Here is a 15,242-nt window from a genome sequence, read left to right on the forward strand (position 1 = left end):
AGGCAACATTAAAAATGTTGCCTTTTGTTTTTTATTCAGGCTTTTGGTCTTTGTATTTCCAGCGTTTATGTGTCCAGAAGTAATATTCGGGAGCTTCGTGAATTTGTTTTTCTACTTCACGTAAAAACATATCGGTTAATTCGTAGTCTTTATAAATTGTGCTGTCTTCGGCTAAAGTCATAATTTCAGCTTCGTAATGTCCGCGTTTTACCTTAGTTACTTTCAGGAAAGCCGTCGTTAAGTCTAATTTTTTAGCTAAACGTTCTGCTCCAGTAAAACAAGGAACCTCTACACCCATAAAATGCCCCCAATAGACTTCTTTAGTTAACCGTGGTGATTGATCACTTAAAAAAGCCATAATGCTTTTAATATTTTGGCTTTCGTTTTCATTTATCGTGTTGATGGTTTCTTTAGTGCTAATAAGCGTAGTATTGAATTTTGAACGCATACGTCTTACTAAATTATCGAAATATTTGTTAGATAATTTCTTGTAAACAGCAAGACCATTAAAGTTAATGTAATTCTGAAGCACGACAGACCATTCCCAGCTGGCATAATGCCCAAACATTAGGATGATACTTTTATTTAAACTTTCCAGACGTTTAAATTCTTCCGGATTTTTTATTTTAAATCGCTTGTTTAATTCTTTTTCAGAGATGGTGAGTGTTTTAGCCATCTCTAAAAACATATCGCATAAATGCTTGTAGAACTTTTTTGTGATGATTAAAACTTCCTCGTCTGTCTTTTCAGGAAAAACCAGCTTAATATTGCTTTTAACGACTTTCTTTCGGTAGGCTACAATATGGTACATAATCAAATACAGTCCGTCTGAAATAAGATACAGGATTGGAAAGGGAAGTATGGAAATAATCCATAAAAGAGGATAAACAAGAATATATGCTAAGAATTGCATGAATTAATTTTAGATTTGTAGGGACAAATATATGCTAATTTGAAAATAAACTTTTAAGCTTTATGGGGAATTTAAATTTAATAACTATTGTAATAATTGCAGCGAATGTGCTAATATCCTATAAAGGATTTAGTGATTACGGATTTTTCGATAGGTATAAGTTTCAGGTTGGTAGTGTACAACGCGGGGAAAAAATTAGATTATTCAGTTCTGCTTTTCTACATGTCGACACACAGCACTTACTGTTTAATATGTTAACCTTGTATTTTTTTGCAAATACCGTGTTGTGGAGTTTAGGCACAGTTGGTTTCCTGTTTATTTATATTGGAAGTTTATTGTTTGGTAATGTATTGTCATTATACTTTCATAAAAATGAATATCATTACAGTGCAGTAGGAGCCAGTGGCGCAGTTACAGGTATTTTGTATTCTGCTATTTTATTGGAACCGAATATGAGTTTGTATTTATTCTTTGTACCAATTCCAATTCCTGCATATGTTTTTGGTGTTGGATATTTACTATATTCTATTTACGGTATGAAAAACAGAATTGGCAATATTGGTCATGACGCGCATTTTGGAGGAGCTGTTGGAGGATATATTATAACGTTGTTTTTAGCTCCAAGTTTGTTTCAAGAACATTTGTTAATGGTTGTATTATTGGCGATACCCATTGCTTTGTTATATGTGTTGAAAAAGGCAGGTAAAATATAAAATATAAGTAAGGGCCATTCTAAATTTAGGATGGGCTTTTTTCTGGGTAAACTTCTTTTACTCTATTGTTTTGTCGTGTTTACTATTATGGCACAGGAATTGACTTTATATAAGAAAGATGTATAATTTTAATTGTTTAAACGACTGAATCTAAAACAATTGATATTATAGGTTAATTATTAAATCTGAAAGACTAGTCTGTTAACTGACAGATTGGCTTAAATATACATATGAAGAAATCAAATTTTTTAACCCTTGACAGTTTGTCATTACAGGATTTTGACGAAAACGCAGAATTAATTCCTTTAATGACACCTGAAGACGAAGAAGAAATAAACAACGAAGAGCTGCCCGAAACTTTGCCTATACTTTCGTTAAGAAATACCGTATTGTTTCCTGGAGTAGTCATTCCTATTACGGCTGGTCGCGATAAGTCTATTAAATTAATTAACGACGCAAACAAAGGCTCCAAGATTATTGGTGTAGTTGCTCAAAAAGATGAGTCGGTAGAAAACCCAACGGCCAAAGAAATTAATGAGGTAGGTACGGTTGCCAAAATTTTACGTGTTTTAAAAATGCCCGATGGTAACGTAACTGTTATTATTCAGGGTAAAAAGCGTTTTAAAGTAGCAGAGGTTCTTACCGAAGAACCTTATATGAATGCTACGGTAAGAGATTTACCTGAAGCAAAGCCAGCAGTTAAGAATAAAGAGTTTTCTGCAATCATTGATTCTATTAAGGAATTAGCATTAAACATCATTAAGGAGAGTCCGAATATTCCAAGCGAAGCGTCTTTTGCTATTAAAAACATCGAAAGTAATTCGTTTTTAATCAATTTCGTGTCATCTAATATGAATTTAACGGTTGCTGAAAAGCAGTCGCTATTAGAAATTGATGACCTTAAAAAACGTGCCCTTGCAACCTTAAAATACATGAATGTTGAGTTTCAAAAACTGGAACTTAAAAATGATATTCAGTCTAAGGTGCAAATGGATATGAGTCAGCAGCAACGTGAGTATTTCTTGCATCAGCAAATGAAAACCATTCAGGAAGAATTGGGTGGTGTAAATCATGAGGAAGAGATTGAAGAGATGCGTGAGCGTGCTCTTACTAAAGAATGGGATGAAAAAGTAGCGAAACATTTCGAGAAGGAATTATCGAAGATGCAACGCATGAATCCTCAGGTGGCAGAGTACTCTATTCAACGTAATTATTTAGAACTGTTTTTAGATTTACCTTGGAATGAATACAGTCAAGATAAATTCGATTTAAAGCGTGCTAAAAAGATTTTAGATCGTGAACATTTCGGATTGGAAGATGTTAAACGCCGTATTATTGAATATTTAGCGGTGCTAAAATTACGTAACGATATGAAGTCTCCTATTTTATGTCTTTACGGACCTCCGGGAGTAGGTAAAACCTCTTTGGGTAAATCTATAGCAGAGGCTTTAGGTAGAGAGTATGTACGCATTTCATTAGGTGGTTTACGTGATGAAGCAGAGATTCGTGGACATAGAAAAACCTATATTGGTGCCATGCCAGGGCGTATCATTCAAAGTTTGAAGAAAGCAGGAACATCGAATCCAGTATTTGTTCTTGATGAAATTGATAAGTTAACGAATTCTCATAACGGAGATCCGTCTTCAGCAATGCTTGAGGTTTTAGATCCTGAGCAAAACAGTGAATTCTATGATAACTTCTTAGAGATGGGTTACGACCTTTCTAAAGTGATGTTCATAGCAACATCTAATAGCTTAGGGAGCATTCAGCCAGCGTTACGTGATCGTATGGAGATAATTAACGTTACCGGATATACTATTGAGGAAAAGGTAGAAATAGCTAAGCGTCATTTATTGCCAAAGCAATTAAAGGAACACGGACTAAACGATTCGCATTTAAAAATTGGAAAACCACAACTAGAAAAAATAGTAGAAGGTTATACCAGAGAATCAGGTGTTCGGGGCTTAGAAAAGCAAATAGCAAAAATGGTACGTCATGCAGCTAAGAATATCGCGATGGAAGAAGAGTACAATATCAAGGTAACAAACGGAGATATTATCGAAGTCCTTGGAAGACCAAAACTGGAGCGTGATAAATATGAAAATAACAATGTCGCAGGTGTTGTTACTGGGTTAGCATGGACAAGTGTTGGTGGTGATATCTTATTTATAGAGTCTATTCTTTCTAAGGGGAAAGGGATGCTTAATATTACCGGTAACTTAGGTAAGGTGATGAAGGAATCTGCTACTATTGCTATGGAATACATTAAAGCCAATGCTGATGAATTCGGTATTGACAATGAAGTATTCGACAAATACAATGTGCATATTCACGTGCCGGAAGGCGCAACGCCTAAAGATGGGCCAAGTGCAGGTATTACGATGTTAACTTCTCTTGTGTCCTTATTTACTCAGAAGAAAGTTAAGAAGAGTCTGGCAATGACAGGGGAGATTACGCTTCGGGGTAAAGTGCTTCCGGTAGGAGGTATCAAAGAGAAAATTTTAGCGGCGAAACGCGCCAGAATAAAAGAGATTATTCTTTGTGAAGAAAATAAACGTGATATTGAGGAGATTAAGCAGGAATACTTAAAAGGCTTAACCTTCCATTACGTTACAGATATGAGTGAGGTTATTAAAATAGCCATCACGAATCAAAAGGTAACAAATGCTAAAAAGCTATAAGCTAAAAGTTGTAAATTAAAAAGAGGTTGGGTTTCAACCTCTTTTTTTTATGTCTATTCTTTGTTAACCGTTATTTCGAAGACCTCGCCTTTAACAGGTTGTATTTTCATTTTTATATGCTTAAGGTCATCAGAAATTATTTGAGAGGTAATAACGTCGCATAAATTTACAGGGATGTTATTTATTTCTAAGAGTTGATCTCCGTAATGTAATTTACTTTTCAAGCTTTCGTTCCAAATAAATCCAACAATAATGTTTTCATCTTTAACGGAAAGTGAAAATCCTAATTCTGGGCGGTTAACGTTAATAGTGTTGGTGTCAGATTCAAAATAGAATTTTTTGTTTTTATAATCTATAGTGGTTATTCCGTTTTGTAACAATTTCGTTCCTATTTTTGAGTTATTGTCATTAGAGGTCTGCGCAGGAACATTTTCAAAAATCACATGGTTTAGTTTTAATCCAGGTGTTAAAACTTTGTATTGTTCATTAATTGGCTGCGTTCCAAAAAGGCCTATTCCAGAAGCACCTGTGCTTTTACCTTTAATTTTAAATATTTCTTTCGTGTTTAACAGTTTAAAGTTTTCTAAAGCGATATTGTAAAATTCGCTCATGCCTGTATCTACTAAAATCCGCTCTCTGGCTTTGTGTTTTCCTTCCAGATTAATCCAGATGTATGGGCTACTTTGGTTGTCTATAAATTGAATATCTGAAGCTTTGTTTTTGTTTAATTTCAGATTTTTAGCATCGTCAGTAATAATGATCTGCTGACTTTTCATATTGATCTGAATAATCGAATTTCTTAAAAGATTACTGCCAATAAACCCATCTACTTTAAAGCATTTAAAAACGGGATCACTATTTATGTCGTAAATTAAGGTTGGTGTTTTGGTAAATTCTACAGTACCTATTTTTAGTTTATTAAGTAGTATTAGTTCTAATTGGTTTTGCTTTCCGTTGGCATCTGTTATTGATATAGTTTTAGGTTTTGAGATGTTTAAAATTTCCTTTAGCTCGTTTGAAATAACATTTGGAGCTCCGGTATCAAGAAAAAAGCGATAGGTTTTTCCTTGAATGTCTACAGGTAAAATAATCTTATTTTTAACTATTTCAATAGGGATGGATTCAAAATATTGCTTTGAAGATTTTCCTTTATTTAGATTAGTATTCTGAGAATGTATGTTAAGAAATAAAAATAGACTTAAGATGCTTAATAGAAATTTCATGTTTTCAATTTTAATTCCATTTAAAGAATAACCATTTGTGATAATGAGTTCTAAAGTATTAATTTCTAAAACATTTTTATAGTCATCATTGATTAACATTCAATTTATCTGTGTTTTTTTATTAAAATAAAAAGTGCATGTTATCGTTTTAAGATAGATTTGTTTACTTTGCGCCCTATATATGCTAAAGAAAATTATTGTCGCTTTTTCTGTTTTTACTTCAGCTATCTCCTATGCGCAGTTAGGAGGCGAAGCAACGTATCAGTTTTTGAACTTAGTCTCATCACCGCGTCAGGCAGCTCTAGGAGGAAAGGTGTTAACCAACGTTGATTATGATGTAACTCAAGGGCTTTTTAACCCGGCAACCATTAATATGGAAATGGATAATCAGCTGGCGTTAAACTATACGAGTTATTTAGGCGGTATTAGTTATGGAACGGCATCTTATGCGTATACGGTAGACAGGCGTACACAAACCTTTCATGGGGGTATAACCTATATTAACTACGGCTCTTTTGATGGTTACGACGAAGATGGAAATTCTACTGGAACCTTTACGGGTAGCGAAACGGCTTTGTCCTTGGGATATGCATTACAATTAGGGTATTCTGATTTTTATTTCGGTGGAAATTTAAAATTGATAACATCTAAATTAGAACAGTACAATTCATTTGGTGCTGCGGTAGATTTAGGATTGATATATATCGATGAGGTTAATGACTTTCACGCGGCATTAGCGGTTAGAAATCTGGGAACCCAAATTACAACCTATGCCGGACTTCAGGAGAAATTACCATTAGAAGTTGATTTTGGAATGTCGCAAACTTTAGAGAATGTACCGATTCGTTGGCATGTCACTTTAGAGAATTTACAAGAGTGGCCCATAGCTAGACCAAATCCGTCTCGTGTTACAAGTGATTTAAGTGGAAATCAGACTGAAGAGAAAATTGGATTTTTAGGTCAAGTCATTAGGCATACCATTATTGGAGCAGAGGTGTTTCCGGAAGGTGGATTCAATATTCGATTAGGCTATAATTTTAGAAGAGCAGAGGAGTTACGTTTGGTCGATCAGCGTAATTTTTCAGGTTTATCTGCTGGATTCTCCATCAAATTAAATAAACTTCGTTTTAGTTATACGCATGCCAAATATACCAGTGCGGCGAACTCTAATTTTTTCGGTTTACAAATAGACTTACAATAACATGAATAATAAAATTACCATTGCAATAGATGGGTTTTCTTCAACAGGAAAAAGTACGGTGGCGAAGCAGTTAGCAAAGCATTTGGGCTATGTGTATGTAGATACTGGAGCAATGTATCGTGCAGTAGCGTATTACGCCATGAGTCACGGATTTATTAATGAAAATGGTTTTGATAAAGCAAGTTTAATAGAGCATCTTGAAAATGTTAACATCAGTTTTAAGTTTAATGATGCTTTGGGTTTTGCTGAAGTATATTTAAATGGGGTTAATGTAGAAAAGAAAATCAGAACCCTTGAAGTATCGAGATTTGTTAGTACTGTGGCGGCTGTTTCTGAAGTCAGACACAAATTAGTGGAACAACAGCAACAAATGGGGAAAGATAAAGGTGTAGTTATGGATGGTCGTGATATTGGTACCGTCGTGTTTTCTAACGCCGAACTAAAACTATTCATGACAGCCTCTGCCGAAACCAGAGCGCAACGTCGTTACAAAGAGCTTGTTGATAGAGGCGATGAGGTTGTGTATGATGAGGTTTTAAAAAATGTTCAGGAACGCGATTATATTGATACACATCGGGAAGATTCACCATTGGTAAAAGCTGATGACGCGATTGAAGTCGATAATTCTAATTTAACCTTAGAAGAGCAATTCAGTGTTATTCTTGAATTGGTAAACAAAACATTAAATAAGTAAACAAAAAGAGCGGTATTTACCGCTCTTTTGTTTACTTTAATCTCTTATAAATTTGGAATCACTAATTCCTGATCAGGATAAATTAAATCCGGGTTTTTAAGTTTATCGGTATTCGCCTTAAAGATGGCTTGGTATTTAGAAGCATCCTTATAGTAGTGTTTTGCTATTTTACCTAAAGTTTCTCCGCTTTTCACAGTATGTCTTGCATAAATGCTGGTGTCTTCTACTTTAATGTCAGCCATAATATCTTCGGGATTATTCCCTCCAATCTCTTTTATTTTATCCCAAAGTAAATTTTTTTCGTATTGGGTTTTAGTAGTTCCCCATACGTTTAATTTGTTTTCTTTCTCTTCAACTTTACCGTCTTTAACATTTAGAGTTTCGCCTAAATCTAACACCGGTTGGTATTTTTCTTTTGCTGTCATAATTATAAGTGTTTAATATTTTTCCTTCAATATAACGATTTATAGACTATTATCTTTTATTAAAAAGTTAAGATTTTAAGTCCTATATAGTTAGACCCGAAAGTAGGATGGAAGTCACTACTAAATTTATTTCCTCATTTTTAGGTAATTAGCATAATAATATGTATTTTTGCACTCCTTTTAGCGGTTCAGGAAAGGTAAAAGGATTGTATATCAAATATTTAATAACACTTTTGTGTGGTTGCCGCGTAATATTTCCTAAGCATACAAAATACAAATTTTTAATCAGCACATGGCTGAAAAAGCAAAACAAGCTGAAGTTGAAGCAACAGAAGCTAAAGCTGTTGAAGCTCCAGTAGTATCTGAAGCTAAAGCAAACCCTGAAAAATTCTTAAAAGAGTTTAACTGGCACAACTACCAAGAAGGTATTGACGAAGTAGACGCTCAACAATTACAAGAATTTGAAAAATTAGTAGCTGAGAATTTCGTTGACACTTTAGATGATGAAGTTGTTGAAGGTACTGTAGTACACATTACTGATAGAGATGCTATTATCGATATCAACGCTAAATCTGAAGGTGTAATTTCTTTAAACGAGTTCCGTTACAACCCTAACTTAGCTGTTGGAGATAAAGTAGAAGTATTAATCGACGTTCGTGAAGACGCAACTGGTCAATTAGTATTATCTCACAGAAAAGCTCGTGTAATCAAAGCATGGGATCGTGTAATTAAAGCAAACGAAACTGGAGAAATCGTTAACGGTTTTGTTAAGTGTAGAACTAAAGGTGGTATGATTGTAGACGTATTCGGTATCGAAGCGTTCTTACCAGGTTCTCAAATAGATGTTAAGCCAATTAGAGATTACGATCAGTACGTAAACAAAACTATGGAATTCAAAGTTGTTAAAATCAACCACGAATTTAAGAACGTAGTAGTATCTCACAAAGCGCTTATCGAAGCTGATATCGAAGTTCAGAAGAAAGAAATCATCGGTCAGTTAGAAAAAGGTCAAGTATTAGAAGGTGTTGTTAAAAACATTACTTCTTACGGTGTATTCATCGACTTAGGTGGTGTAGATGGTTTAATCCACATTACAGATCTTTCTTGGTCTCGTATCAACCATCCAAATGAGATTGTTGAATTAGATCAAAAACTTAACGTGGTAATCCTTGATTTTGATGAAGATAAATCAAGAATCCAATTAGGATTAAAACAATTAAGCAAACACCCATGGGAAGCTTTAGCTGATACAGTTGCTGTAGGAGATAAAGTAAAAGGTAAAGTTGTTGTAATTGCAGATTACGGTGCATTTATTGAAGTAGCTGATGGTGTTGAAGGATTAATTCACGTATCTGAAATGTCTTGGTCTACGCACTTACGTTCAGCTCAAGATTTCGTATCTGTAGGAGACGAAGTTGAAGCAGTTATCTTAACTTTAGATAGAGAAGAGCGTAAAATGTCTTTAGGTATCAAGCAATTAACTGCAGATCCATGGACAGACATTACTACTAAATACCCTGTAGGTTCTAAACACAAAGGTATTGTACGTAACTTCACTAACTTTGGTGTATTCGTAGAATTAGAAGAAGGTATCGACGGATTAATTTACATCTCTGATTTATCTTGGACTAAGAAAATTAAGCACCCTAGTGAATTCTGTTCAGCTGGAGATGAGTTAGAAGTTGTAGTATTAGAGTTAGATGTTGAAGGACGTAAATTATCTTTAGGTCACAAACAAACAACTGCAAACCCTTGGGATAAATACGAAACTGAATTTGCTTTAGAAACTGTTCATGAAGGCTCTATCGCTGAAATCGTAGACAAAGGAGCTACAGTAGAATTTAACGAAGATATCGTTGCATTCATCCCTTCTCGTCACTTAGAAAAAGAAGACGGAAGTAAACTTAAAAAGGGTGAAACTGCTCAATTCAAAATTATTGAGTTCAACAAAGAGTTTAAACGTGTAGTTGCATCTCACACTGCTATCTTTAAAGCAGAAGAAATCGCTAACGTAAAAGCAGCAGCTAGAAAAGCTGAAGCACAAGCAGCAGAAGCAAAACCAACTTTAGGTGATGCTAACGATGCTTTACAAGCTCTTAAAGATAAAATGGACGGTAAAAAATAATTTTTACTTCCTTTAGTTAGGAATCCATTATAAATCTAAAAGACCTTCAATTTTTTGAAGGTCTTTTTTTTTATGTGTTTATATCTCAATGTGTAAAACCTGATTTATGTCATTTGAAAGATTTTATTTTTAATGGAGCATCATTTCTGTATGGTTCACACGTTTTTTTTAGTTAACTTTGCTCTCCAAATACGTTTGGATAGTATATGAGTCAGAAAGTTTTACTTAACGAAAAAGAGGTAAACATCATTCTTCACCGATTGGCTTGTCAACTTATTGAAAAACATAACGACTTCTCAGACACTGTACTTATTGGTTTACAGCCACGTGGCGTGTATTTAGCCGATAGAATCGCTAAAATCTTAAGAGAAGATTACAAGGTTGAAAATATCCAGTTAGGGTATTTAGACATTACGTTTTTTAGAGATGATTTCCGCCGAGGAGAAAAGCCATTAGAGGCCAATAAAACCAAAATCAATTTTTTAGTAGAAGATAAAAACATCGTGTTTATAGACGATGTATTATATACCGGTAGGAGTATAAGAGCCGCATTAACCGCGATACAATCGTTTGGTCGGCCAAACGAAATTGAACTTTTAACGCTAATTGATAGACGTTTTAGCAGGCATTTACCAATTCAACCAAACTACAGAGGAAGACAGGTAGATGTGATTAATAATGAGAAAGTACATGTAAACTGGAAGGAGAAAGATAATGAAGATTCAGTTTACCTTATAGAACGATAATTTTACCCGTTTAAACTACTGTTACAGGTAGGTTTAAACACTTAACTTTAAACATAGAAAATGAGCGAATTAAGTGTAAATCACTTGTTAGGAATTAAATATCTTAATGAGCAAGATATTCAACTTATTTTTGAAACCGCCGATCATTTTAAAGAAGTGATAAACAGGCCCATTAAAAAGGTGCCTTCACTTCGAGATATTACCATTGCCAATTTATTTTTTGAAAATTCAACCCGAACTAAGTTGTCTTTTGAATTGGCAGAAAAAAGGTTATCTGCCGACGTATTAAACTTTTCATCAGGACAATCTTCAGTAAAAAAAGGAGAAACGCTTATCGATACCGTAAACAACATTTTATCTATGAAAGTAGATATGGTAGTGATGCGTCATCCAAACCCTGGAGCTGGTGTATTTTTATCAAAACACGTTAACGCCAGTATTGTAAATGCTGGTGATGGTGCTCACGAACATCCAACACAGGCCTTATTAGATTCGTATTCTATTCGAGAGCGTTTAGGTGATGTTGCTGGTAAAAAGGTGGTTATTGTTGGAGATATTTTACACAGTAGGGTGGCGCTTTCTAATATTTTTGCTTTACAATTACAAGGTGCAGAAGTTATGGTTTGCGGACCAAAGACTTTAATCCCGCGTTATATTCATGAGTTAGGTGTAAAAGTAGAAACTAATCTTCGTAAAGCTTTAAACTGGTGTGATGTGGCTAATATGCTTCGTGTACAAAACGAGCGTATGGATATTAGTTATTTCCCGTCAACGCGTGAGTACACCCAACAGTTCGGAGTAAATAAAGAGTTATTAGATTCTTTAGATAAAGAAATTACAATCATGCACCCGGGGCCAATTAATCGTGGTGTAGAGATAACGAGCGATGTGGCCGATTCTAAACAAGCCATCATTTTAGATCAGGTTCAAAATGGTGTTGCCGTAAGAATGGCTGTTATATATTTATTGGCGTCTAAAATAAAACAATAAACAATGATTATAGATCAGGACGGAAACATATCGATTATTACTCAGGAAAAAGCAACCCTTCCAGAGTTAGTAAAAAAACTGCAGGCCTTATATCCTAAGTTTAAGAACAGTAACATCATTGTTATTCTATCGACATTAAAAACACTTGGTGTACAGGATATTGTTGAATTTTTAGAAATTTCAAATACGCATCGTGGATCTAAGCACTCGTTTGTTATTGTTACGGATAAGATTGATTTAGATGAAACTCCAGATGAAATTGTCGTAGTACCTACAACGCAGGAGGCTTACGATATTATTGAAATGGAAGAAATGGAACGGGATTTAGGGTTTTAAAAAATGAAGACCTACCATCTTGCACAGGTTAATATCGCGAAAGGTTTAGCACCACTTAGCGATCCTATTATGCAGGATTTTATAAATAATGTTGACCGAATAAATGCTATAGCTGATAAAAGCGACGGCTTTGTTTGGCGTTTTAAAGATGAAGACAAAGATGAAGCTTTGTCTGTTTTTAAGGAAAACAATCTTTTGGTTAATATTTCTGTTTGGGAAGATCTTCAGTCACTTTTCAATTACATTTATCATTCCGATCATATTGAGGTTTTTAAGAGAAAAAAAGAGTGGTTTTCTAAAGTACAAATGAAACATATGGCATTTTGGTATGTGCCAATTGATTATAAACCTACTTTAAAAGATGCGAAAATTCGCTTAGATTACTTAAATTCACATGGAGAAACGCCGTATGCGTTTACCTTTAAAAGTAAATTTTCGGTAGTCGATGCTATTAATTATAAAACCCCTTAATACATGAAGCTCACAATTTTAGGATGTTACAGTGCTACGCCAAGAGCTTTAACCAATACCACATCACAAGTTTTAGAAATTAACAACCACATGTTTTTAATAGACTGTGGCGAAGGGACTCAGGTACAATTGCGCAAACATAAAATTAAGTTTAACAGGATTAAGCATATTTTTATTTCGCATTTGCACGGCGATCATTTTTTTGGTTTAGTTGGGCTTATTTCTACATTTCGCTTATTAACCCGTGAAACCGATTTACATATTTATGGGCCAAAAGGCATAAAAGAAGTTATTACGCTTCAAATGAAACTTTCGGACTCCTGGACTAATTATAAGCTTATTTTCCATGAGTTAACATCTAACAATTCAGAATTAATTTTTGAAGACGAAGTAGTTGAAGTGCATACCATTCCTTTAAATCATCGTGTATATACCAACGGATACCTTTTTAAAGAAAAGGAAGGTAATCGCAAATTAGATATTAATCTGGTTGAGGAGGCTAATATAGATATGGCTTACTATAGAAAACTACAACAAGGTTTTGATGTTGTAAATGAAGATGGGGTGTTAATAGCTAATGAAAAAGTGACAAAACCTGGTAAAAAACCTAAAAGCTATGCCTTTTGTAGTGATACTATGTACAAAGAAGATATTGTGCCTATCATTAAAGATGTCGATGTTTTATATCATGAATCTACGTTTTTAGAAAAGCACGCTCATTTGGCACCACCAACAAAGCATTCAACCGCAAAAGAAGCCGCTACAATTGCTAAAAAAGCGAATGCAGGGGTTTTGTTGCTAGGGCATTATTCAACGCGCTACGATAGCTTAAAACCGTTTAAAGAAGAAGCACGGGAAGTCTTTAAACACGTTAGGTTATCTCAAGATGGTAAGGTGTTCGATTTTAATTAAACTCCCTTAAATCTAACACCCATTCAATAGCTTCGTTTAAGGATTCACAGCGTTTTATACTATCCTTAGAAAAACGCTTTTCTAAGGTGGCGTTTAAATAAGCCATATGGTTATAAATAACGATGGCACTAGCAAAAATAACGTTTAGTTCCGATAATTTATTCCAGTTATGAGGATCTCTGGAATAGGAATGTATGCGATTGGAAATGTAAGCCAGTTTAGCCTCTGTTCCATAATAAGCCTCGATATCATTCATTAAATCTTTTACCATAGGCCAATCAAAATGAATGCCTTCTTTCATTTCAGATAAGATATATTTTTCACCAAAATAAAAGGTGCCAAATGGCTTTTGTAATTTAAAGAACTGCGTGCTATCGTAATAGGCGGAATTCTCAAATGTCATATTAATTCGTTAGGGAGGGCCTAATTTAGAAAGATTATTCTATTAAGGAATGAAAAGAAATATTTAATTTTGAATAATTTTAAATTAGTATGGAAAAGGACTTAAGTAGCTATAGAAAATCTTATGAAAAAGGAGAGTTATTATTGCAGGATGCTCCCGAAAACCCTTTGGAATTGTTTCAAAAATGGTTTTATGAAGTGGATAGTTTTTTTGTTGAAGATGAAACCAATGCCATGACCGTTTCAACCATCGGGTTAGATGGATATCCGAAAAGCAGGGTAGTACTGCTTAAGCGTTATACATACGAAGGCTTTATTTTTTATACTAATTATAACAGTGAGAAAGGCAAGGCTATTGCAAATAACCCAAATGTTTGTTTGTCTTTTTTTTGGCATGCTGCCGAGCGTCAGGTAATCATTAAAGGTAAGGCTGAAAAAATAGCTGAAAATTTAAGCGATGGCTATTTTGAATCTAGGCCACGTGGCAGTCAATTAGGTGCTATGGTTTCAGATCAGAGTGAAGTGATTGAGAGTAGACAGGTCTTAGAGCAAAAACTCCACAATTTAGAACAGGAATACGAAGGCAAAGAAATAACCAGACCAGGGTATTGGGGAGGTTATATTGTTAAGCCTGTTGAAATGGAATTTTGGCAGGGTAGAGCTAATAGATTACACGATCGCATTAGATATACATTACAAACAGATTACAATTGGCAGATTGATCGATTATCTCCATAATTTCACCGCTGAAATACACTTTTTTTATTATAGTCGATATTTTTAATCGATGAAATACATTATTTAACGATAAAAAACACGTCGTTAATCGATTTTAACATTTCTTTAACAGTTACTTCAAGTTAGGCTTCTAAATTTACAGAACCAAATCTAAATTTACCTAACCATGAAGTTATCAACCAAACTGCCTTTTTTGGCTCTCCTAGCTTTTCTAAGCTTTTCTTGTACCACCGATAGTCTTGAAGATGAAGTACAAGGAGAAGAATTTAGTTTAATAATTTTAGAAGACAAATCGATTGAAGTCGAAATCTTAGATCTTATAAATGATCACAGGTTATCAAAAGGGCTTGATCCTTTATTGGACATGAACATTGTAAAATCTGTGGCTTACACACACACCGATTATATGGTAGATAATAATGAAGTATCGCATGCTAATTTTTTCAAGCGTAGTGAATACTTAAAGGCTAATGCAGGGGCATCTAAAGTTTCTGAAAATGTGGCTTATGGTTACAGTTCTGCAGAATCGGTAGTTAATGCATGGCTAAAAAGCGAAGGGCACCGCGCTACCATTGAAGGTGATTTTACAAACTTCGACATTTCTGCCGAAGTAAACACTGAAGGTAAATGGTATTATACCAATATCTTCATTAAAAAATAATTATTTGCTAG

16 protein-coding genes are annotated in these 15,242 nt (G+C 34.4%); 12 read left to right on the forward strand and 4 right to left on the reverse strand.

From position 1 onward, the window contains the following. Positions 1-31: 31 nt before the first annotated feature. Entirely contained in the window at positions 32-913 is an 882-nt protein-coding gene (locus RBH94_RS13085; RefSeq protein ID WP_307881303.1) for a lysophospholipid acyltransferase family protein, read from the reverse strand. 62 nt (positions 914-975) lie between these two features. On the opposite strand from RBH94_RS13085, the gene RBH94_RS13090 reads away from it, so the two are divergent. Beyond that, positions 976-1,626, forward strand: a complete 651-nt coding sequence (locus RBH94_RS13090) for a rhomboid family intramembrane serine protease (protein ID WP_307881304.1) — start codon at positions 976-978, stop codon at positions 1,624-1,626. Positions 1,627-1,856: 230 nt separating this feature from the next. Beyond that, the gene (gene lon / locus RBH94_RS13095; RefSeq protein ID WP_307881305.1) at positions 1,857-4,307 is read left to right on the forward strand and encodes an endopeptidase La; all 2,451 of its coding nucleotides are present in this window, start codon (positions 1,857-1,859) and stop codon (positions 4,305-4,307) included. 53 nt (positions 4,308-4,360) lie between these two features. Here the strand turns inward: lon and RBH94_RS13100 are convergent, their stop codons facing one another. Next, on the reverse strand, positions 4,361-5,629 hold the full coding sequence (locus RBH94_RS13100; RefSeq protein ID WP_307881306.1) for a retropepsin-like aspartic protease: 1,269 nt from the start codon (positions 5,627-5,629) through the stop codon (positions 4,361-4,363). An 82-nt stretch (positions 5,630-5,711) separates the two neighbouring features. On the opposite strand from RBH94_RS13100, the gene porQ reads away from it, so the two are divergent. Together porQ and cmk are read left to right on the forward strand one after the other, a co-directional pair. Beyond that, positions 5,712-6,731, forward strand: a complete 1,020-nt coding sequence (gene porQ / locus RBH94_RS13105; RefSeq protein ID WP_307881307.1) for a type IX secretion system protein PorQ — start codon at positions 5,712-5,714, stop codon at positions 6,729-6,731. A 1-nt stretch (position 6,732) separates the two neighbouring features. Continuing rightward, the gene (gene cmk, locus RBH94_RS13110) at positions 6,733-7,425 is read left to right on the forward strand and encodes a (d)CMP kinase (RefSeq protein ID WP_307881308.1); all 693 of its coding nucleotides are present in this window, start codon (positions 6,733-6,735) and stop codon (positions 7,423-7,425) included. 44 nt (positions 7,426-7,469) lie between these two features. Here the strand turns inward: cmk and RBH94_RS13115 are convergent, their stop codons facing one another. Then, positions 7,470-7,850, reverse strand: coding sequence for a LysM peptidoglycan-binding domain-containing protein (locus RBH94_RS13115; RefSeq protein ID WP_307881309.1), 381 nt, complete (start codon positions 7,848-7,850; stop codon positions 7,470-7,472). 292 nt (positions 7,851-8,142) lie between these two features. Between RBH94_RS13115 and rpsA the strand changes: the two genes are divergently transcribed. The 6 genes from rpsA to RBH94_RS13145 all read left to right on the forward strand — a co-directional run bounded on the left by rpsA (position 8,143) and on the right by RBH94_RS13145 (position 13,430). Continuing rightward, the gene (gene rpsA, locus RBH94_RS13120) at positions 8,143-9,975 is read left to right on the forward strand and encodes a 30S ribosomal protein S1 (protein ID WP_307881310.1); all 1,833 of its coding nucleotides are present in this window, start codon (positions 8,143-8,145) and stop codon (positions 9,973-9,975) included. A 206-nt stretch (positions 9,976-10,181) separates the two neighbouring features. Beyond that, on the forward strand, positions 10,182-10,721 hold the full coding sequence (gene pyrR, locus RBH94_RS13125) for a bifunctional pyr operon transcriptional regulator/uracil phosphoribosyltransferase PyrR (RefSeq protein WP_307881311.1): 540 nt from the start codon (positions 10,182-10,184) through the stop codon (positions 10,719-10,721). Between the two features lie 60 nt (positions 10,722-10,781). Continuing rightward, a complete protein-coding gene (locus tag RBH94_RS13130; RefSeq protein WP_307881312.1) occupies positions 10,782-11,711 on the forward strand; it encodes an aspartate carbamoyltransferase catalytic subunit in 930 nt (309 codons plus the stop codon). A gap of 3 nt (positions 11,712-11,714) precedes the next feature. Next, positions 11,715-12,047, forward strand: a complete 333-nt coding sequence (locus RBH94_RS13135) for a ribonuclease Z (protein ID WP_307881313.1) — start codon at positions 11,715-11,717, stop codon at positions 12,045-12,047. A gap of 3 nt (positions 12,048-12,050) precedes the next feature. Beyond that, entirely contained in the window at positions 12,051-12,518 is a 468-nt protein-coding gene (locus RBH94_RS13140) for a DUF3291 domain-containing protein (protein WP_307881314.1), read from the forward strand. Positions 12,519-12,521: 3 nt separating this feature from the next. Beyond that, positions 12,522-13,430 (forward strand): ribonuclease Z, encoded by a 909-nt coding sequence (locus RBH94_RS13145; protein ID WP_307881315.1) that lies wholly within the window; start codon positions 12,522-12,524, stop codon positions 13,428-13,430. Here RBH94_RS13145 and RBH94_RS13150 read toward each other — a convergent pair. Continuing rightward, entirely contained in the window at positions 13,423-13,833 is a 411-nt protein-coding gene (locus RBH94_RS13150; protein ID WP_307881316.1) for a hypothetical protein, read from the reverse strand. The two genes, RBH94_RS13145 and RBH94_RS13150, sit on opposite strands and share 8 nt — an antisense overlap. A gap of 89 nt (positions 13,834-13,922) precedes the next feature. Between RBH94_RS13150 and pdxH the strand changes: the two genes are divergently transcribed. Next, positions 13,923-14,570, forward strand: a complete 648-nt coding sequence (gene pdxH, locus RBH94_RS13155; protein WP_307881317.1) for a pyridoxamine 5'-phosphate oxidase — start codon at positions 13,923-13,925, stop codon at positions 14,568-14,570. 166 nt (positions 14,571-14,736) lie between these two features. Further along, the gene (locus RBH94_RS13160; RefSeq protein ID WP_307881318.1) at positions 14,737-15,231 is read left to right on the forward strand and encodes a CAP domain-containing protein; all 495 of its coding nucleotides are present in this window, start codon (positions 14,737-14,739) and stop codon (positions 15,229-15,231) included. The last annotated feature ends 11 nt before the right edge of the window (positions 15,232-15,242 follow it).

Origin of the sequence: Aestuariibaculum sp. YM273 (assembly GCF_030908365.1) — a bacterium.
In the GTDB taxonomy this organism is placed as follows: Bacteria; Bacteroidota; Bacteroidia; order Flavobacteriales; family Flavobacteriaceae; genus Aestuariibaculum; species Aestuariibaculum marinum.